Annotated in this window: 17 protein-coding genes; 4 read left to right on the top strand and 13 right to left on the bottom strand. The window is 65.9% G+C overall.

Annotated elements, in window-relative coordinates; translation table 11 throughout:
* Positions 1-81: 81 nt before the first annotated feature.
* The 4 genes from NS355_RS02255 to NS355_RS02240 form a co-directional block, all read right to left on the bottom strand.
* A complete protein-coding gene (locus NS355_RS02255) occupies positions 82-1,404 on the bottom strand; it encodes a PQQ-binding-like beta-propeller repeat protein (RefSeq protein ID WP_058744165.1) in 1,323 nt (440 codons plus the stop codon).
* A complete protein-coding gene (locus tag NS355_RS02250) occupies positions 1,401-2,069 on the bottom strand; it encodes a tetratricopeptide repeat protein (protein WP_244489523.1) in 669 nt (222 codons plus the stop codon). Before NS355_RS02250 ends, NS355_RS02255 begins: the two co-directional genes overlap by 4 nt.
* 117 nt (positions 2,070-2,186) lie before the next feature.
* The gene (gene panB, locus NS355_RS02245; protein WP_058744163.1) at positions 2,187-3,065 is read right to left on the bottom strand and encodes a 3-methyl-2-oxobutanoate hydroxymethyltransferase; all 879 of its coding nucleotides are present in this window, start codon (positions 3,063-3,065) and stop codon (positions 2,187-2,189) included.
* A 49-nt stretch (positions 3,066-3,114) separates the two neighbouring features.
* A complete protein-coding gene (locus NS355_RS02240) occupies positions 3,115-3,459 on the bottom strand; it encodes an ArsC family reductase (RefSeq protein WP_058744162.1) in 345 nt (114 codons plus the stop codon).
* Between the two features lie 145 nt (positions 3,460-3,604).
* Between NS355_RS02240 and NS355_RS02235 the strand changes: the two genes are divergently transcribed.
* Positions 3,605-5,662, top strand: a complete 2,058-nt coding sequence (locus NS355_RS02235) for an NAD(+) synthase (RefSeq protein ID WP_058744161.1) — start codon at positions 3,605-3,607, stop codon at positions 5,660-5,662.
* A 106-nt stretch (positions 5,663-5,768) separates the two neighbouring features.
* The gene (locus tag NS355_RS02230; protein WP_058744160.1) at positions 5,769-6,413 is read left to right on the top strand and encodes a GntR family transcriptional regulator; all 645 of its coding nucleotides are present in this window, start codon (positions 5,769-5,771) and stop codon (positions 6,411-6,413) included.
* 6 nt (positions 6,414-6,419) lie between these two features.
* On the opposite strand, the gene NS355_RS02225 is transcribed toward NS355_RS02230, so the two are convergent.
* The 3 genes from NS355_RS02225 to NS355_RS02215 form a co-directional block, all read right to left on the bottom strand.
* Complete coding sequence (locus NS355_RS02225) at positions 6,420-7,700, bottom strand: NAD(P)/FAD-dependent oxidoreductase (protein WP_058744159.1); 1,281 nt, start codon at positions 7,698-7,700, stop codon at positions 6,420-6,422.
* A gap of 16 nt (positions 7,701-7,716) precedes the next feature.
* Positions 7,717-8,721, bottom strand: a complete 1,005-nt coding sequence (locus NS355_RS02220) for a zinc-dependent alcohol dehydrogenase family protein (RefSeq protein WP_058744158.1) — start codon at positions 8,719-8,721, stop codon at positions 7,717-7,719.
* A 64-nt stretch (positions 8,722-8,785) separates the two neighbouring features.
* The gene (locus NS355_RS02215) at positions 8,786-9,919 is read right to left on the bottom strand and encodes a S1 family peptidase (protein ID WP_244489522.1); all 1,134 of its coding nucleotides are present in this window, start codon (positions 9,917-9,919) and stop codon (positions 8,786-8,788) included.
* Between the two features lie 180 nt (positions 9,920-10,099).
* Here NS355_RS02215 and NS355_RS02210 point away from each other — a divergent pair, with 180 nt between their 5' ends.
* Positions 10,100-10,324: a hypothetical protein gene (locus NS355_RS02210; RefSeq protein WP_058744157.1), complete on the top strand. Its 225-nt coding sequence runs from the start codon at positions 10,100-10,102 to the stop codon at positions 10,322-10,324.
* A 122-nt stretch (positions 10,325-10,446) separates the two neighbouring features.
* On the opposite strand, the gene NS355_RS02205 is transcribed toward NS355_RS02210, so the two are convergent.
* From NS355_RS02205 to NS355_RS02195, 3 genes are all read right to left on the bottom strand, one after another.
* Positions 10,447-11,064 (bottom strand): alpha/beta hydrolase, encoded by a 618-nt coding sequence (locus NS355_RS02205; protein WP_153007991.1) that lies wholly within the window; start codon positions 11,062-11,064, stop codon positions 10,447-10,449.
* A 72-nt stretch (positions 11,065-11,136) separates the two neighbouring features.
* A complete protein-coding gene (locus tag NS355_RS02200; protein ID WP_058744155.1) occupies positions 11,137-11,556 on the bottom strand; it encodes a hypothetical protein in 420 nt (139 codons plus the stop codon).
* 203 nt (positions 11,557-11,759) lie between these two features.
* Entirely contained in the window at positions 11,760-12,368 is a 609-nt protein-coding gene (locus tag NS355_RS02195) for a TetR/AcrR family transcriptional regulator (RefSeq protein ID WP_058744154.1), read from the bottom strand.
* Between the two features lie 134 nt (positions 12,369-12,502).
* On the opposite strand from NS355_RS02195, the gene NS355_RS02190 reads away from it, so the two are divergent.
* A complete protein-coding gene (locus tag NS355_RS02190; protein ID WP_244489521.1) occupies positions 12,503-14,854 on the top strand; it encodes a bifunctional diguanylate cyclase/phosphodiesterase in 2,352 nt (783 codons plus the stop codon).
* Here NS355_RS02190 and NS355_RS02185 read toward each other — a convergent pair.
* The 3 genes from NS355_RS02185 to NS355_RS02175 are packed head-to-tail and all read right to left on the bottom strand — an operon-like array spanning position 14,818 to position 17,883.
* Positions 14,818-16,221 (bottom strand): amino acid permease, encoded by a 1,404-nt coding sequence (locus NS355_RS02185; RefSeq protein WP_153007990.1) that lies wholly within the window; start codon positions 16,219-16,221, stop codon positions 14,818-14,820. The two genes, NS355_RS02190 and NS355_RS02185, sit on opposite strands and share 37 nt — an antisense overlap.
* A gap of 37 nt (positions 16,222-16,258) precedes the next feature.
* Complete coding sequence (locus tag NS355_RS02180) at positions 16,259-16,969, bottom strand: GntR family transcriptional regulator (RefSeq protein WP_084787439.1); 711 nt, start codon at positions 16,967-16,969, stop codon at positions 16,259-16,261.
* Positions 16,969-17,883 carry a dihydrodipicolinate synthase family protein gene (locus NS355_RS02175; RefSeq protein WP_058744152.1) on the bottom strand — a complete coding sequence of 305 codons (915 nt, stop codon included), beginning with the start codon at positions 17,881-17,883 and terminating at the stop codon, positions 16,969-16,971. Before NS355_RS02175 ends, NS355_RS02180 begins: the two co-directional genes overlap by 1 nt.
* Between the last annotated feature and the right edge of the window lie 8 nt (positions 17,884-17,891).

The following is a 17,891-nucleotide window of genomic DNA, read 5'->3' as shown; positions in this document are numbered from 1 at the left end:
GAAAGGCGGGCCTTTCGTCACGCTTATAGCGTTAAGAATATACCGCCCCGTGGAACAAATGTCCCACGGGGCAAAGCCGCATCACTTATAGGCCGCGATCCGACCCTTCTGGTCGAGGACGTACAGGACACCATTGGCAACGATCGGCGGCAGCGCGAACGGCGTCTTGGTGTCGACCGTCGCCTGGACGGATCCGTCACCGGGATTGGCGTAGACGATTTGCCCTTCCGAGTTGGTCAGAATCAGGCGGTTGCCCGCCAGCACCGGGCCGAACCAAGTGATCGCGCCGGTCTTCTTCTTTTCCTTGTGGAAACGCTGAAGCTGCGCGATCCAGCGCGCCTTGCCGCTCGACCGGGCGAGCGCGACCAGACGCGCGTCGTCGGTGACAAGGAAAATCCACTCGCCCGCGATCCATGGGGTCGAGAGCCCGGCGAAATTCTGCTCCCACAGACGCTGGCCGGTCGACAGTTCCAGCGCGACCATGCGCCCGCCCTGGCCCAGCGCATAGACGCGGCCCTGGTCGATCACCGGCGCGGCGTCGATATCCGACAGCGTCGAGACCGAAGTCGAGATGCTCGTCCGCGACAGCGCGTCCTGCCACAGCAGGCGGCCATTTTCGTAACGATAGGCATTCAGCTCGCCGCTGGAGAAACCGGCGACGACCGTCCCCTGGCTGGCCGACGGCGCCGCAACGCCGTACACGCCCTGCGTCTCCAGCGTGCCCTGCCCCGCCCAGACGATCTTACCGTCCGTCTGGTTGATGGCGTAAAGCTGATTGTCCTGGGTCAAGACATAGACATTGCCATTGGCGATGGTCGGCGATCCACGCAGCGGGCCGCTGGGCTTGGCGCGCCACAGCACCTTGCCGTCGGCGGCGCTGGCTGCGATCACGTCGCCCAGACCGTCCGACGCGAACACCGTGCCGCTGTCATAGCTGGCGCCGCCGCCGAAGCGAGCCAGGCGGTTCGCATCACCCTCGGTAATGCCGGTCGACCACAGGCGCGCGCCGGTATCGGCGTTCATCGCGACCAGATTGCCTTCGACATCGACGACGAACAGCTTGCCCTCGGCGACGACCGGGGCGGCACCCAGCGGGTCGCGCGCCGAGCCACCGTTGATCGTCGCGGTCCACAGGCGCTGCGGTTGTTCCGCCAGTGCGAGCTGCCCCATCGACTTGGCGGCGTTGCCGCCCGGCTGCGACCATTCGGGGTTGGCTTCGGGTGCGGGCAGCAGGACCTGCACGTCGGCGATCGTCTTGTCCGCCTCGACCCCCGTTTCCGAAACCAGGATCGGCACGCGGTTGCCCACGGTCGGCGTCTTCTTGGGGGCGCTCTTGAATACCCCGCAGGCGCCCAGCGCCATCAGCGCGGCGAGCGCTGCCGAGGTGCGGAAATGCTTCGTCATTGGGTCTTGGTGTCCTCACTCTGGCCGACCGCGTCGACCCCCAATACGCCGGCCATCTGAACCGCACGTTGCCGCAATGTATCGGGCACATCCTTGTCGCTGGCAATCTGGCCGAACAAACGGCCCGCCTGGTCGCGCTTGTTCATGCGCAGATAGGCCACCGCGACCATCTCGCCCGCGCTGCCGAAATAGGCATTGCCGGGCACCGCCATACCGCTCAGGCGCGCAACGACCGCCTCGGGCTTCATCGTGTCATATTCGGCCATGGTCTGGCGGACCAGCGCCAGGTCGCGGAACGGCTGGGCCAGCGACGCATCATTGGCGATGGCGGCGAAGCGTGCCGCCGCGCCCTTCATATCGTCACGCTGGAGCAGGATATCCGCCTGGGTGAACTCGGCGAGCGCGCGATAGGCGTCGACATTGGTGTTCGACAGAGCCTTCAGCTTCTCACCCGCCGTCTTGGTGTCGTTCTGACCCAGCGCGTCATAGGCGGCCTGCAACTGTTCGCCATCGACGCCTGCCGCCTGATGCTGGCGGTGCTGCCAATAGAGATAGCCGCCGAACGCCGCGAGCGCGACGACAATCGCCGCGCCGACGATAAGGCCCCACCGGGTCCAGAAAGACGTCAGCCTTTCGCGACGCAGTTCGTCGTCGACCTCGCTCAAGAAGGCCTGGCTGGATTGGGGCGTTAGGGCCAAGACGGGCTCCGCTATTCTGGATCAAGGCAAGATAGAAGCCGCGACCTTTAGCGAGGAGCGGCCCCTGTGGGAAGCGGGCTTGGCTTATCCCCCATCGCGGCTCGCTTCCCGCGGCGCATAGGTCTGCTCCGGCCCCGGGAAGCGGCGGGCGCGGACATCCTCGGCATAGGCGCGCGCCGCCTCGCCGATCCGCTCCCCCATCGTCTCGTAACGACGCACGAAGCGCGCCGTGCGCTCGAACAGACCCAGCATGTCCTCGCCGACCAACACCTGCCCGTCGCATTCCGCCGACGCACCGATGCCGATCGTCGGGCAGGCGATCCGCTTGGTGATCTCGATCGCGATGGGTTCGACCACGCCCTCGATCACCACCGAAAAGGCGCCCGCTTCGGCGACCGCAACCGCGTCGGCGATGATCTTCTCGGCCTCCTCGGGCGTGCGGCCGCGCGCGCCATAGCCGCCCAGCACGTTCACCGCCTGCGGCGTCAGGCCGACATGGCCCATGACGGGGATGCCGCGCTCGACCAGGAAGCGCACGGTCGGCGCCATCGCGACGCCGCCCTCCAGCTTGACCGCCGCCGCGCCGGTTTCCTTGAGCAGCCAGGCGGCATTCTCGAACGCCTTTTCGGGACTCGCCTCATAGCTGCCGAAGGGCAGGTCGATGACGACGACCGCATGATAGCTGCCCCGCACCACCGCCGCACCATGCGCCGCCATCATCTGAAGCGTGACCGGCACGGTCGAGGGCAGGCCGTAGATCACCTGCCCCAGGCTGTCGCCGACCAGCAGCATGTCACAATGCGGATCGAGCAACTGCGCCGAGCGCACCGTATAGGCGGTCAGCATGACCAGCGGCGTCTCGCCCTTGCGGCGGCGAATGGCGGGTACGGTCAGTCGCTTCATCGGCGCGGGCGTGGGGTTGGCGCGGCTGGTCGCGGTGTCGAGCGTGTAGGTCGTGGACATGGCCAAGCCTCTAACCCGTGCAAGCCCTACGCTCCACCCCCTTGGTCCGTCAGAAGATTTCGGCGTAGATCTCCGGCTTGAACCCGACCGTCAGCGTGCCGTCACGGTCGAGCACCGGCCGCTTGATGAGCGAGGGCTGGGCCTGCATCAGCCGGATCGCCTTGTCGGCATCGATGTCCTGCCGATCGGCCTCGTCGAGCTTGCGAAAGGTCGTGCCTGCCCGGTTGAGCAGCTTCTCCCAACCGACCTGATCGACCCAGCGGCGGAGCGTGTCTTCGTCGATTCCCTCGGCCTTGTAGTTGTGGAAGCGATATTCGACGCCATGCTGGTCGAGCCAGACGCGGGCCTTCTTCATCGTATCGCAGTTGGGGATGCCATAGAGGGTGGTGGTCATAAAGCCTCGAACGTCTGGAGCGTTCGGCGCTTAGCGGAATGTATCAGGACAGGGGAAGTCAAAGGCCAAGGGAAACCCTCACATCCTAATCCGTGGCAATCCACATGGGCTGGCGCCCCCCTCCCCGCGCCGCTATCTCGAGAGGATGCAGGACCACCCCTTTTACGCGCTTCACACCCATGGCCTGATCCGCGTCGCCGCCGCGACGCCCGCCGCATCGGTGGGGGATGCTTATGCCAATGCACAGGCCATGCTCGATCTGGCGCGCGAGGCGGACGAAGACGGCGTCGACCTGATCGTCTTTCCCGAATTGTCGCTGACCTCCTACGCGATCGACGACCTGCATCTGCAGGGCGCGATGCATGCGGCCACGCTGGCGGCGCTGGGCGAGATGGTGGATGCCAGCGCGGCGCTGTCGCCCGTCATGCTGATCGGCGCCGCGCTGCCCCGCAACGGGCGGCTGTACAATTGCGCCGTCGTCATCGCGCGCGGGCGGATTTTGGGCGTCGTGCCCAAGACCTTCCTGCCCAATTATCGCGAATATTACGAAAAGCGCTGGTTCGCGAGCGGCGCGGGGCTGACCGGCCTGACCATCGAGCTGGATGGCCAGAGCGTGCCCTTCGGCACCGACCTGATCTTCGCCGCCGAGGACGTGCCCGGCTTCGTCATCCATGCCGAGATTTGCGAGGATTACTGGGCCCCCACCCCGCCCTCGACGCTGGGAGCGCTAGCCGGGGCGACGATCTGCTGCAATTTGTCGGCGTCGAACATCGTCATCGGCAAGGCACGGGACCGGGCGATGCTGGCTGCCGCCCAGTCCGCCCGCGCGGCCTGCGCCTATGTCTATTCGGCGGCCGGGATCGGCGAGAGCACGACCGACCTTTCCTGGGACGGTCAGGGCTTGATCCACGAACTGGGCGAGACGATCGCGGAGTCGGAGCGTTTTCGTCGCGAACCCGCGCTGACCACCGCCGATATCGATATCGAACGGATCGTGCAGGAGCGCCTGCGCTTCGGTACGTTCGGCGATGCCGCAGCATTCTCGGGCCATCCCGAGCAGCGCTTCCGCCGGATCGGTTTCGTGCACGGTGCCGAAGTCAGCGACCGGGGGCTGCGACGCGCCGTTCACCGCTTTCCCTTCGTTCCCGACGATCCCGCCCGGCGCGATGCCGACTGCTACGAAGCCTATAACATCCAGGTCGAGGCGCTGGCCAAGCGGCTCGATGCCAGCCGCGCCAAGACGCTGGTGATCGGCGTGTCCGGCGGGCTCGATTCCACCCATGCGTTGATCGTCGCGGCCAAGGCGACCGATCGGTTGGGGTGGTCGCGCGACCGTATCCTGGCCTTCACCATGCCCGGCTTCGCCACCGGCGCGGGCACCAAGGCCCATGCCTGGGCGCTGATGCGTTCGCTGGGGGTAACGGCCGAGGAAATCGATATCCGTCCCGCCGCGCATCAGCTGCTGGAAGACATGAAGCACCCCTTTGCGCAGGGCGAGCCGGTCCATGACGTGACCTTCGAGAATGTGCAGGCGGGCCTGCGCACCGATTATCTGTTCCGCCTCGCCAATCAGCGCGGCGGCATCGTGCTGGGCACCGGCGATCTGTCGGAACTGGCACTGGGCTGGTGCACCTATGGCGTCGGCGATCAGATGAGCCATTATGCGGTCAATGCGGGCGTGCCCAAGACGCTGATCCAGTTCCTGATCCGCTGGTGCATCCGTACCGGCCAATATGACCAAGCGACGAACGAGGTTCTGGCGGCGATCCTGGCACAGGAAATCTCGCCCGAGCTGGTCCCCGCCGACGCCAGCGGCGAGATGCAGTCGACGGAGGCGATGATCGGCCCCTATGCGCTCAACGACTTCTTTGCGCATAACGTCATCCGCTATGGCCTGAAGCCGTCGAAGATCGCCTTCCTCGCCTGGCATGCCTGGCGGGATGCGGAAGCGGGCGGATGGCCCGAGGACCTGCCGCAGGACGCACGCGTCGCTTATGACCTGCCGACGATCCGGCACTGGCTGGAGCGGTTCCTGACCCGCTTCTTCCAGACCAGCCAGTTCAAGCGTTCGGCCCTGCCCAACGGCCCCAAGGTCTCGCCGGGCGGGGCCCTGTCCCCGCGCGGGGACTGGCGGGCGCCGTCGGACGGCACGGCGGCGGTCTGGTTGAGCGAGCTTCGGGACACCCTGCCCCCCGCCCTATGACACGGACTTGGCAGGGCGTGGGGAACATGGCTATGCTGAAGGCTTGTTCGGTACATTTCCCCATAAATTACAGGCTTCTCCCCGGCCTGTCGGCACGAGAGAATCCATGAGCCTTGTCGTTCGCACCCTGTCGGAGCAGATCTTCACGATCATTCGGGAGCGGATCATCAGCGGCGACCTGCCGGAAGAACAGCCGATCCGGCAGGACGCGCTGGCCAATGAATTGGGGGTCAGCAAGATTCCACTGCGGGAGGCCCTTGCCCGGCTGGAGCAGGAAGGGCTGCTGACCAGCCAGGCCAATCGCGGCTTTTTCGTCCGCTCGCTGGGCGCGGGCGAGGCGGAGGAGATTTACGAACTTCGGCTGGCGCTGGAACCCGACGCGGCGGCGCGTGCGTCGCGTGTGGCGACGGTGGAGGATCAGGCCGTCGCGCGTGAGGCGCTGACCGCGCTCGACGTCGCCGCGCGCGATGCGTTGCACGAGGTCGCGCACCGCAACCGTGCCTTTCATCTCGCGCTGGTCCGCCCGCTCGGCGCGGCGCTGACCTTCCAGCTGATCGAGCGGTTGCAGGTCCTGGCCGAACGCTATGTCGTCCAGCATCTGAAGCCCGCCGGTCGCGAGGACCGTGCGCACGAAGAGCATCATGCGTTGCTCGACGCCTGGCTGGCCCGCGACGAAGCACGGGTGGCCGGTTTTCTGACCGAGCATATTGCCGCGACGCTGGTCGACCTGCGCGCCCAGTTGGTCCGCTGATCCCACTCAGCCGGGCGGGCGGGCAAAGGGCGCGGTGATGATCCGGGCGCCACGCCGATAGGTCAGGTAACGCCACAGCCATTGCAGGCTGACGCGGATACGCTGTGCGAAACTGACCAGCAACACGACATGGACGATCGCCCAGAGCATCCAGGCCGGATAGCCCTTCATCCGGAAACGGCCGAAGTCGAAGATCGCGGCGTGACGCCCGATGATCGCCGCATTGCCGCGATTATGAAAGCGGAAGGGCTTGGGCGCGGCTCCACCCGTCAGCAGCGTCCGTAATGCCTTGCCCAGATACTCGCCCTGTTGCTGCGCGACCTGCGCCAGGCCGGGCAAGGGCTTGCCGTCTTCGTCCAGGCAGGCGGCGACATCGCCCAGCGAATAGACATTCTCCAGCCCCTCGACGCTCAGGTCCGGCCGCACCGCGACGCGCCCGCCCGGCCCCGGCGCTATGCCGAGCAGTTTGGCGGCACCCGTCGGCGCCACACCAGCGCCCCATAGGACGGTGCGGGCCGGGATGAATTGTCCGCCGGCGGTCAGCCCCTCGGCCGAGATCGCTTCGACCGGCATGTCGGTCATCACCCGAACCCCCAGCCGCGCCAGCGCCCGTTCGGCATAGGTGGCCAGCGAGTCCGGGAAAGCCGCGAGGATCCTCGGCCCGCCCTCGACCAGGATGATCTGTGCCGTCTCCGGCCGGATCCGGCGAAAGTCGGATGTCAGCGCGTGGCGCGCCAGCTCGGCGACCGACCCAGCCAATTCGACGCCTGTCGGGCCGCCGCCGACGATGACGAAAGTCATCAACGCCTCGCGGTCCGCAGCCCCGTCGCGCTCCGCTTCCTCGAATGCGCCCAGCACGCGTGAGCGGATGGCCCTCGCCTCCTCGATCGACTTGCAGGCGGGGGCATGGCGGCGCCATTCGTCATGGCCGAAATAGCTGCTGGTCGATCCCGTCGCGACGACCAGCCGGTCATATTGCAACGTCTCGCCGGTCGCCAGAGCCACGTGCCGGGCGTTCGTATCGACTTGCGTCACCTCGCCGAGCACGACCCGGATATTGGCATATCGGCCCAGCACGTGGCGGATCGGCTCGGCGATATCGGCGGGCGAGAGGGCGGCCGTCGCCACCTGATAGAGCAGCGGTACGAACAGATGATAATTGTTGCGGTCGACCACGGTCACCCGCACCGGCGCGCGGGCCAGTTGCTGCGCTACCGCAAGTCCACCGAACCCCGCGCCGACGATCACCACATGCGGCCAGTCGGGATCGACGCCCCGGCTCGTCATATCCTGTCTCCCGTCATCAGAAGGTCACGGCGATCTTGCCGAAATGGTCGCCGCTTTCCTGATAGCGAAACGCATCGGCCAGTTCATCCAATGCGAAGCTTCGGTCGATCACCGGCCGGAAGGTGGCCTCGTCCAGCGCTCGGACGAATTCCATCTGCATCCGGCGGCTGCCGACGATAAGACCCTGCAGCCGCGCCTGCTTGCTCATCAGGGTGGCGGTCGGCACGTCGCCTGCAAAACCCGTCAGCACCCCGATCAAGCCGATATGCCCGCCGATCCGAACCGCGTCGATCGACTGGGCCAGCGTGCCCGGCCCGCCGACCTCGATCACATGATCCACACCCCCGCCCGCCCAATCATGGACGAGCTTTCCCCATTCGGGGTGAGTGCGATAATTGATCATATGCGCGGCCCCCAGCGAGCGGGCCCGTTCCAGCTTTTCGTCGGAGGACGAGGTGACCGCCACCTGGGCGCCCATCATTCGCGCAATCTGAAGCGCCCAGATCGAGACGCCGCCGGTTCCCAGCACCAGCACGCGATCGCCCGCCTTCAAGCCGCCATCGACGACCAGGCTTCGCCATGCGGTAAGCCCGGCCGTGGTGATGGTCGCCGCCTCAGCATGGCTGTAGCCCTTCGGTGCGCGGGTGAAGGCCGTGGCGGGGCCGACCACCAGTTCACAGGCATAGCCATCGATCCCGTCCCCCGGCACGCGCGAAAAGTCGCCGATCCGGGGCGGTCCTTCCTGCCAATCGGGAAAGAAGCAGGATACCACCGCATCGCCCGCCATGAAGTCACGGACACCCTCGCCCACCGCCTCGACGATGCCCGCGCCATCGGCCATCGGGATACGACCATCCTCGGTCGGCATGCGACCGGTCACAACACCATAGTCATGATAATTCAGCGAGGTAGCGTGCAGCCGCACCCGGATCATACCCGGTCCCGGCGCACCGGGATCGGGGCGGTCGACCTGTCGCAAGCGGTCCAGCCCACCGGGTGCATCGAGGATCATCGCCTTCATGCCGTCGCCTTCATCGCTGTCTGTCGATGAAAAAACCAACGCTGTTGCGGTGCAATGCGATCCCTCAGCCGGTCGCCACAGACCACCCGTCGGGCAGGAAATCGACTGACATATAATAATAAAAGGCACAGCTGCCGTCGCCACCGCGATAGCTGCCGCCCTTGACGATGCCGTAAGCCATTCCGCCAAGGAAAACCGGCCCGCCGCTGTCTCCGCTACGACAGGTCGGCCCCCTCGCCGCAACCCAAGTCGGGGTGCAGCCGCCGCCGCACAAATCCCCGGCGGGTGCGAAGTCGGGTATCCACACTTCGGCGCAGCTATAGCCCGTCCGCTCGCCGCGATGGCAGACGATGTCGCCCGCGCGGGTCTGGTCGCGGGTCCTTTGCCCCGCAACGCTCCGGCTGGTCGTCTTGGCCGTGTCGCTCCAGAAGGCGGGCGACAGCGGAACAGGGCTGCCATTCACCTGAACGTCCTGATAGCCCCACCCCCATTGGCCCAGAAAGGGCAGCGGATGCTCGCGTCGTTCTACGTCGGTCCAGACCAGATTGTCGGGGCAATGGGCAGCCGTCACGACCGCGCTGGCGCCACCGCGTCGGACGACGAAGCCGCTGGTGCAGGCGTAGCGGCGGCCATTGCCGGGATCGATGCCGGTCAGCCGCGCACCACCCTGAAGGTCGGCCAGATCGCTGTCCGGCGCGTCCAACGTCGCGATCCGCACCGGTACGCCCGCAATCCGCGCGATCCGATCGCGCAGAGCATCGCCCGGCTCCGCCTCGGCATCCGCGCGGGCCACCATCACGACCAGTGCCCCGATCCGCGGATCGACGCCGATGCCCGGAGGCTGGGTCAGGCTGGCGCGGATTTCGGTCTGGTGAAGCGCGAGTGCGACGACCAATTGGCGGTGTGTGGCATAGGCCCCGGTCCGGAAGCGAACGAGCACCGGACTTCCCGCCACCTGCACCACCCGATCCGCGACGGGTGCATCGCCGGTCAACAATATGTCGATATGGAAAGGCGCATGACCGACCGACAATCCCGCGAGGCGGTCGGCGAACTCCGCCTTGAGCGAGTCGGTCAGCGGCACCGACGCCTCCTGCACCGCCAGTTCGTGCGCGGCCGCCATCGGCGTCTGCCCGGACAGGCTGGCATATTCCGCCGCATCCAGAGCAAGGGCGGCATTCCCGTCGAGCGGCGCCACGGCCTGTGCCCATGCGCCTCCCGGAATCGTGACAAGCAGGGCCGCCACCAATCGCTGGAAAGCCCATCTATCCCGCCGACAAGATTTGCGCTGGTTATATCCCATCGATTTAGTATGTATTACCTATGAGGAGCCGATAAGCGGCGATACACGGCATAAACGACCAAGGGGACCGAATTGATGTTGCGACGCCATGCCCTTCCGCTGCTTCTAATCGCATGCGCGGTCCCGCTCGCCGCGTGCTCCAAATCGGAGCCTGCCAACAGCACCGCCCTCGACAATGGCGGCGTGGCCAACGACGAGCTTCTGGCCAATGATGAAGGGCCCGTCGACGGCAATGCGACGTTCGGCAACGACGTACTGCTCGACAATGAAGCGGCGCCGGGCGGTACGAACGCGAGCTAAAATTTCCTTCGGTGGCATGGCCCCCCTTTCGGGCTGCGTCACCGCTCCTGCCTCGCCAAAGGAAGCTCCCTGTGGCGATCGACTGGTCCGGCGGTTGTTCAAGCCGCCGGACCGTTTTTATGTCAGCGTTCGGGAATGCCCAGCGTGCGGAGGACACGCATATCCTGTTCCACCACCCCGGCCGAGAAACGCTCGATCAAGCGTTGCGCCTGACGCCACATGCCGGTCGGCACAGGCGCGGCGGGCGGCGGGGCCAGCAGGCGACCGCCGCAGATACTGGCCAGCGCCGGGCCATGACTAGCGCCGTCGACGACCAAAGAGGGAAAGGGCAAGGCCGCCTCGGGCGAGGCGAACATCTGCCCGCCCTGCCGGTCGAGCGAATCGGCGGCGGGCGGCTGGAAGAACAAAGCCCCGGCGACCTTGGACACATAATGGCTGGGCGATAGTCGCGCCCACCAGATGCTGGCCAGACAGGCCGCGCCTTCGGCCACCAGCAGCACCGCCTTGTCGGCATGAGCCACAGCATGATCCAGCTTGGTCGCCCAGATATCGCGGGCTTCCCGCGATACGCCGTCAAAGGGAAGTTGCAGATCGCCCTGCCGAGGCCAGGCGAACAGGCTTTCCCACGGCATCACCCGCTCGCCGCCGGGCTTGCCCGTCATGGGCCCCACCACAGGCAGGGTGATGATCGAGAAGGGATCGCTCAGACGCAGTTCGGCCGCCATGGTCTTCTCCGTCACTGATCCCCACAAGGTACGTCAGTTTCGGGGAAGGGCAAGGGGTGACGAACGCACCCCCGCCTCACCTCATCCTTACTCGGCCGCCATGGGCCGCGCCAGCCGCCGCGAATCGCTGAGCGCGGTCGCGATGCTGTCGACCATCAGCTCATACTGGTCGGGCGTATAACCGGCGGCAAGGAAGGCCCGGACCTCGTGCGAGGGCACGCTATAACCATGATGCCAGCTCAGCACCGCCATCCGGCGCAGCGCCTCCAGCGAGGGATCGGCCAAGCGCGGGTTGCGGGTTTCGCCGAAGATGCTGCCGATCGCGCGGATCAGCTTGGTCGGCTCGCGCAGGCTCGACAGGCGGTCGCGCCGGGCGAGGGCGACGACCTGCCATTCGAGGGCCGACAGACGGGCATCGGGCCGGACTGCCGCCGCGCCCTGTTGCGCCATGACGGCATCGACAGCGATCCGTGCGGCACCGATTTCCTGAAAAGCGACATAGGCCATGATGCAAACCCCTTTTACCGGCGCGGGACATCCTGCCCCGGCCAGCATCACGCTCGCTCGAGGAAGCGGCACCGGGGCCGCCCATCCTGCTGTCTCGCCATTTCAATCGCGAAGGTGAGGATCACCTTCCATACCGGCTGGTATATTAATCCGCCGTACAGGCGTCAACGACTTTCATACCAACCGGTATTAAAAATTGTTCCTTAGCGCGAGGGCCAGAGCGCCAATGCCGCGTCGACCATCGATTGCAGCTGCTCCGACGGGACACCGGACCCTGCCTGGACACCCATGCCCTGCAGGACCGCGAAAATCAGATTGGCCAATCCCGCCGGATCGATATTGGCGGGAAGATCGCCCTCGTCCACCGCACGCTGAAAACGGCCGACGATCGCCGCCTGCGACGATGCCCGCCGCGCCACCACTTCCGCCTTGATGGACTCCGCTTCCGCTCCGCAGGCTACCGAGTGGATCACACCCAGACACCCCTTCGGCTCCCATTGGCTGGTCATGGCCTTCAGCGCACCGCGCAGCAGATGTTCGGCGACGCCGCGCGCCGTGGGCTGATCCAAGGCCTCGCGGATATAGGCGAGCTTCTCTGCCTCGTAGAGGTCGAGTGCCTTGTGGAACAACGCCTCCTTGTTCCCGAACGCCGCATAGAGGCTGGGCTTGGTGATGCCCATCGCCTCGGTCAGGTCGGCCATCGACGCACCCTCATAGCCCTTGCTCCAGAATACACGGAGCGCGGAGGCCAAGGCTTGGTCGGTGCAGAATTCACGCGGGCGGCCCTTACACGCGGGCAGAGCATTTTCCATAACGCTCGGTATAGAATTTTGGTGGCAATTTGGAAAGCCCCTCTCACGCGTATGGAGAATGGTCCGTTTCCGGACCTATGTTAAGCTTTCTTCAACGGCCGCTGGAACAATGTGTCACCGAGGGAATGACACATATGATGCTCAACATCGTGGGGTGTATTGTCGGGCAGCATGATCCCTGGCTGATATTGCCCGCTCTAGGTGTGTGCGTATTGGGGCTGATCGCCCTGTTTCTGTTGCATGACCGCGCCGAGGAGTGCGTCGAGGCTCGCCGACGCAACTGGGTGGCGCTGGCCGCGATCACGGGCGGCGTCAGCATCTGGTGCACGCACTTTCTGTCGATGCTCGCCTATCGGGGTCCGTTGCCGCTGGGCTTCGACCTTCCCTTGACGTTGATTTCGATCGCGGCGCCCTGCCTGACCATCTGGATCGCGCTCGGCTATATCCGGCGACGGCGTGACCTGACCGGTTGTCTGGCCGTTGGTGGGCTGACCACGATCGGCATTGGCGCCATGCATCTGATCGGTATGGCCGCGCTCATCGTCCCGGCGCACATTCGCTATGACCACTTGGGGCTGGCCACTGCATTTCTCGCTGCCATGCTTTTGCTGACGGCTGCATTCCATATCCATGTTCGAACATCGGGACGGGGTCGTACCGCCCTGTCCGTCGGCGTGGCGGCACTGGGTATCGTCGTCCTGCATTTCGGTGCGATGACGGCCACGACGCTGGTGCCCGGTGGCGTGGTCGTGGATCCGAACCTCCACCCGCTCCGGCCGCTCTCCCTGGCGCGCGTGGTTGGTCTGGTGACGGCGGCCATCGTGGTGGCGCTGGTCGCGGCGGCGCTGCTGGACCGGCTTCTCACCGACCTGCGCGGCCTGACCCAGGCGACGCGTGAGGGGATCGCGATCCTGCACCACGGCCGAATCGTCGAGGCCAATGCCAGGCTCGCGACGATGCTCGGCATAGAGCCAAGTCGGCTGACGGGCTCGCGCCCCGAAGACTGGCTGGAAGCGATCGACGCAGTGCCGCTGATCCTCGTCGACGGCGGGCTGATCGAAACCCGTCCGCGCGCGATCGCCTCGCTCGATCGTTGCCTTGAAATCGCCAGCCATGAAATCGAATATCGCGGTCGGCGCGCCATGGTCATGTCGGTGCGCGACCTGACCGAGCAGCGCCGGGCCCAACGGCAGATCGAATTCATGGCGGTGCACGACCCGCTGACCGAACTTCCCAATCGCGCCTTTTTCAACCAGGCACTGGAAAGTGCGATTGCGCAGGCCGATCAGAAAGGCCCGTTCGCGCTGCTCGCGCTCGACCTCGATCGTTTCAAGGCGGTCAACGACCTGTTCGGCCATGCCGCTGGCGATGCCATATTGTGCCGGGTCGCGGCCATTCTGACGGCCGCCGTCAATGAGGCTGGCGTGGTGGCGCGTGTCGGTGGCGACGAGTTTCTGATCCTGCAACGGGGGATAGAAGACCCCGAATGTGTCCGCCGGCTGGCCGAGTCGATCCTGGAGGCCTTTGCCGCCGAAATGGACCTCAGCCGCGATCCGATGGCGGTCGGAGTCAGCATCGGCGTCTCGCTGTTTCCCCAGGACGCCGTCGACGCCCAGTCGCTGCGGCAGAATGCAGACGTCGCACTCTACCGCGCCAAGACCGGCGGTCGGGGCACGGCATCATTCTTCGACCAGGACATGGACCGCACGATGCGAAAGCGCCTGGCGCTGGAGCACGACCTTCGCCACGCCCTGCTGCGCGGCCAGATGCGGCTGGCCTATCAGCCGCTGGTATCGACCGACAGCGCAACCGTTATCGGCCATGAAGCACTGTTACGCTGGGAGCATCCCGAGCGCGGCATAGTCGAGCCCGACGAATTCGTGCCGCTGGCCGAGGAGACCGGCATCATCCTCCAACTGGGCGAATGGGTGTTGTCGACCGCATGCCGGACGGCCGCGGACTGGCCAGAACCCATGACGCTCGCGGTCAATGTCTCGCCGATCCAGTTCCAGTTGCCGAACCTGGCCGAGATCGTTGCGCGGGCTCTCGACGAGAGCGGCTTTCCCGCGCACCGGCTGGAGCTGGAAATCACCGAGAACGTGCTGCTCCATGACCGTGAGTCGACGCTGAAGACGCTTCACCGTCTGAAGGCTATAGGCGTGGGCATCGTCATGGATGATTTCGGAACCGGCTACAGCTCGCTCAGCAACCTGCAATGCTTCCCGTTCGACAAGATCAAGATCGACAAGAGCTTCATCTCGGGCGTCGCCACCGATGCCGCCGCCCGCTCGATCGTCCGGGCGATCGTCGGCTTGGGTCAGAGCCTGAACTTGCCCGTGGTCGCCGAAGGGGTCGAGACGGCCGAGCAGCATCGCATGGTGCTGGAGGAAGGATGCCCCCAGGCCCAGGGATATCTGTTCGGCCGCCCCGCCCAACCTCTGGTCGGGGTTCAGCCCTTGGCCAGGGCGCTCCGCCGACGCCCATAGGCGAAGTAGAAGGCCAGGCCCGCCAGGTTCCAGATGATGAAGCGGACGATGGTCGCGCTCGGCAAACTGAACAGAAGGTAGAGACAGCCCAGAATGGCCAGCGTACCGACCAGATAAGGCTGCGGACAGCGGAACAGCCGCTTGGCCTCAGGCGCCCGGCGCCGCAGGATCATCAGACACGCTCCGACCGCGATAAAGGCCAGCAGCGTACCCGCATTGGCCAGCTCGGCAATCTCGTCGAGGCGGAAGATACCGGCGACGATGGCGATCGACACGCCGGTCACCAGCGTGATGCGCGTCGGCGCGCCGCTGCGCTTGCTGACCACCGCGAGCGACTGCGGCAGCAGGCCGTCACGCGCCATGGTGAAGAAGATACGGCTCTGGCCGTACATCATCACAAGGATGACCGAGGGCAGCGCGATGACGGCGGCCAGTGCGATCAGGTGCGCCGCCGTGGGCTGGCCCAGAGAACGCAGGACGAGCGCCAGCGGCTCGGGCGAATTGGCGAGTTGCAGGAAGGGCAGCGCACCCACGGCCGTCACCGCCACCGCCATATAGATAAGCGTGCAGACCAGCATCGACCCGACGATCCCGATGGTCAGGTCGCGGCCGGGGTTCTTGGCCTCCTCCGCCGAGGTCGCCACCGCATCGAAGCCGTAAAAGGCGAAGAACACGATGGCCGCCGCCGCCATGACGCCACGCTTGGCCCCGTCCACCTCGGTCGCGCCAAAGCCGTACGGCATGAAGGGATGAAGATTGGCGTTGTTGAACGCCGGAAGCGCGAAGGCGACGAACACGCCCAGCGCGACGAGCTTCACGACGACGAGAATGATGTTCAGCGTCGCGCTTTCCCGCGTACCCGCGACCAGCATGCCCATCACCGACAGCGCGACCACGACCGCAGGCAGATTGATGATGCCCCCGCCATGCGGGCCCGCCAGCAATTCGGGCGGCAGATGCACGCCCGCCGCCTGGATCCAGCCGACCAGATACCCCGACCAGCCGACCGCCACGGTCGAACAGGCCAGGGAATATTCGAGGATCAGGCTCCACCCGACGACCCAGGCGAGCGTTTCGCCGAGCGCGGTGTAACTGAAGGTATAGGCACTGCCCGCCGCCGGGATCAGCGTGGCGAGTTCGGCATAGGCCAGCGCGGCACAGGCGCATACCGCGCCCGCAATGGCGAAGGCCAGGATGACCGCGGGTCCAGCCCGCTCGGCCCCCACGCCGGTCAGCGTGTAGATGCCGGTGCCGACGATCGCGCCGACCCCCAATGCGATCAGATGCGGCCAGCTGAGCGTCTTGGCCAGCGCCTGCCCCTCCGCATGCTGGGTCACGCTCCCCAGCGATTTTCTCGGTCCGAACATCGTCGAAAAATCCCCCCGCCCTTTGGGCATGTCATTGTCACTCGACGGGTGCGAGCCCGCCTTTCAGGTCCATCAGGGTGGACCGGATATGCGTATCAAGCAATGCCCTAAGCCGGTCGGTGTCCCGCGCAAGAAAGGCGTCGAGCTGTTCGCGATGCTCCAGATGGGCTCGCGCATCGCGCCCGGCGGGCTGCAAATGCGCGACGACATAGCGCTCGGCAAGCAGTGCGAGCTGACGGATCAGCTGGATGGTCAAGGGCTGCCGCGTGGGGCGGACCATCGCCATGTGAAAACGACGGTTGCAGATGGCGACGCGCGCCAGATCGCTGGCCGCCGCCTGGTCGAGCGCCTCGAATGCGGCGACCAGGGCAGCGCGGTCATCGGCATCGGCAACGAACGCGGCGCGTGCGGCGGCCGCCGGTTCGAGCTTCAGGCGCAGGCCATAAATATCCTCGGCCTGCGCGTCCGACAGCGCGCTGATCATATAGCCGCGATTGGCGACACCGTGGAGCAGCCCCTCCTGCTCCAGCCGGGCCATCGCCTCGCGCAGCGGTATCTTGCTGACGCCCAGTTCGGCGGCCAGCGCATCCTGGCGGATCGGTCGATCAGCGGGGATGGCCCCCGCGATGATCCGTTCGCGTATGATCGCGAAGATGCGATCCGCCAGGGTCTGCACGACGATGACGCCCTCGCCCCGATGACGCCCGTCATCCAGGGCGACGTCCGGTAGCGAGAGCGCCGTCGCCATCAGGCGGCCTTGGCCTGGCCCAGGTTTGGACGGGTCGCGGCGGCCTTTTCGACCATCGCGATCACCTCGGCCCGGCGCTCGCCTTCCAGGACATAGCGCGGCGGCAGGACGCGTTCCGAACCACGGCCCATGACCTGCTCGGCCAGCTTGATCGACTGGACGAGGTCATGCTCGGCATCGAGGTGGAGGAGTGGCATGAACCAGCGATAGATTTCCATCGCCTTGGCATGGTCGCCGCGATCGAACGCCGCGACCAGCTCGACCGACTCCTTGGGAAAGGCATTGGTCAGGCCCGAGACCCAGCCCTGCGCACCCAGATACAGCCCCTCGAGCGCCACGTCGTCGAGACCGGCGAACAGGGTGTAGCGATCACCGAACGCGTTGCGGAAATCGGTGAAACGGCGCGTGTCGGGGGCCGATTCCTTGACCGCGACGATGTTCTTCACGTCGACCAGCGCTTCCAGAACCGACTGGTCGATGACCGTGCGGTATGCGGGCGGGTTGTTGTAGAGCATGATCGGCAGGCCGGTCTGGTCGGCCACGCCCTTGAAATGGTTCACCAGCTCATGCGCCTTGGGCACATAGACCATCGGCGGCAGCAGCATCAGGCCATCGGCCCCGGCCTTTTCCGCCGCCTGCGCGTAACGCACCGCGCGGCGCGTATCATATTCCGAGCAGCCGGTGATCACCGGCACGCGGCCCGCCACCGCCTCGACGATGGCGGTCAGGACCGTGACCTTCTCGTCATAGTCGAGCGAATTGTTCTCGCCGACCGTGCCCAGCGCGATCACGCCGGTCACGCCGTCATTGACCAGATCGTCGACGACGCGCTGCGTGTCGGCGAGATCGATCGACATATCCTCGCGGATCTGGGTCGTCACTGCGGGGAATACGCCGCGCCAGCCGATGCTCACTATCTGTT

This window comes from Sphingomonas yabuuchiae (assembly GCF_001477495.1).
GTDB lineage: Bacteria > Pseudomonadota > Alphaproteobacteria > Sphingomonadales > Sphingomonadaceae > Sphingomonas > Sphingomonas yabuuchiae_A.
The sequence above is the reverse complement of the archived record's forward strand: the minus strand, read 5'-3'. Positions and strand labels throughout refer to the sequence as shown.

Bases quoted from the DNA above. Each gene is read 5' to 3' on its own strand.
- NS355_RS02255 (WP_058744165.1), bottom strand. From the start codon at position 1,404: ATGACGAAGCATTTCCGCACCTCGGCAGCGCTCGCCGCGCTGATGGCG.
- panB (WP_058744163.1), bottom strand. From the start codon at position 3,065: ATGTCCACGACCTACACGCTCGACACCGCGACCAGCCGCGCCAACCCC.
- NS355_RS02240 (WP_058744162.1), bottom strand. From the start codon at position 3,459: ATGACCACCACCCTCTATGGCATCCCCAACTGCGATACGATGAAGAAG.
- NS355_RS02235 (WP_058744161.1), top strand. From the start codon at position 3,605: ATGCAGGACCACCCCTTTTACGCGCTTCACACCCATGGCCTGATCCGC.
- NS355_RS02230 (WP_058744160.1), top strand. From the start codon at position 5,769: ATGAGCCTTGTCGTTCGCACCCTGTCGGAGCAGATCTTCACGATCATT.
- NS355_RS02225 (WP_058744159.1), bottom strand. From the start codon at position 7,700: ATGACGAGCCGGGGCGTCGATCCCGACTGGCCGCATGTGGTGATCGTC.
- NS355_RS02220 (WP_058744158.1), bottom strand. From the start codon at position 8,721: ATGAAGGCGATGATCCTCGATGCACCCGGTGGGCTGGACCGCTTGCGA.
- NS355_RS02210 (WP_058744157.1), top strand. From the start codon at position 10,100: ATGTTGCGACGCCATGCCCTTCCGCTGCTTCTAATCGCATGCGCGGTC.
- NS355_RS02200 (WP_058744155.1), bottom strand. From the start codon at position 11,556: ATGGCCTATGTCGCTTTTCAGGAAATCGGTGCCGCACGGATCGCTGTC.
- NS355_RS02195 (WP_058744154.1), bottom strand. From the start codon at position 12,368: ATGGAAAATGCTCTGCCCGCGTGTAAGGGCCGCCCGCGTGAATTCTGC.
- NS355_RS02190 (WP_244489521.1), top strand. From the start codon at position 12,503: ATGATGCTCAACATCGTGGGGTGTATTGTCGGGCAGCATGATCCCTGG.
- NS355_RS02185 (WP_153007990.1), bottom strand. From the start codon at position 16,221: ATGTTCGGACCGAGAAAATCGCTGGGGAGCGTGACCCAGCATGCGGAG.
- NS355_RS02180 (WP_084787439.1), bottom strand. From the start codon at position 16,969: ATGGCGACGGCGCTCTCGCTACCGGACGTCGCCCTGGATGACGGGCGT.